Origin of the sequence: Endozoicomonas acroporae (assembly GCF_002864045.1) — a bacterium.
GTDB classification, from domain to species: Bacteria; Pseudomonadota; Gammaproteobacteria; order Pseudomonadales; family Endozoicomonadaceae; genus Endozoicomonas; species Endozoicomonas acroporae.
On sequence record NZ_PJPV01000309.1, the window covers coordinates 1 to 999 of the forward strand.

Here is a 999-nt window from a genome sequence, read left to right on the forward strand (position 1 = left end):
GGTTTCAGTTCCCTGGTCAACTGAAGATGAAAGGGAAACAACATCAGAACCATCACCTGATTTCTTAGCTTTATCCTCAGCCGGATTTGTTCCAGCCCCTTCAGGAAGCAGCTTGAGCGACTCAGGAACCGATGGGGGCTGACGGCATGTAATGACACTGCGTGGCGGGAGGGAAGTTGGACGGGTTTCCGTTCCCTGGTGCAACTGGAGTTAAGAGAGGAGGATACGTCAGAACCATTACCTGATTTTCCGGCTTTATCCCCTACCGGACTTTTTCCAGTCTCTTCAGGCATCGGCCCGGGTGAATCAGTAACCGATGAGGTCTGACTGCCTGTACTGGACGCCCCGAGTGTTTCTGGACTGGTTACAGTTCCCTGATCAACTAAAGATGCTGGAGAAGTAGCGTCAGAACCATCACCTGATTCTTTAGCTTCATCTACAACCGGACTGTTTCCAGTCTCTTCAGGCATCGAGTTATCAGCATCCGTCTGAGTGCCAGCAGAGGAGGCCCGCCGCGCTGATGACGTTGAACTGGTTTCAGCTCCCTGGTCATCTGGAGACGATAGAGAATCAACGTCAGAACCATCACCTGATTTCCCGGTTTCATTCACAGCCGGACTTTTTCCAGTCCCTTCAGACATCGGCCCGTCTGACTCAGGAATCGATAAGGTCTGAGTGCCTGTAATGGACATCCCCCGCACCAGGGACGTTGAAGAGGTTTCAGTTTTTTCGTCAACTGGAGATTCAGGAGAAGTAACCTCAAAACCCTTACCTGATTCCTTAGCTTCATCTCCAACCGGACTGTTTCCAGTCCTTTCAATCAAGTTATCAGAAACTGTCTGAGTGCCAGTAGTGGACGAACGCTGCGCTATGGATGCTGGACTGGTTTCAGTTCCCTGGTCAGCTGAGGGTAAAAGAGAAGTAACGCTAGAACTATCATCTAATTTCCCGGTTTTATTCACACCCGGACTTTTTCCAGTCTCTTCAGGCATCGGCCCG

Annotated in this window: 1 protein-coding gene; it reads right to left on the reverse strand. The window is 50.7% G+C overall.

Annotated elements, in window-relative coordinates; genetic code table 11:
- Window positions 1–692: hypothetical protein (locus CX664_RS25460; protein WP_146000394.1), on the reverse strand; the 692-nt coding region annotated here is incomplete at its 3' end.
- Window positions 693–999 lie beyond the last annotated feature (307 nt).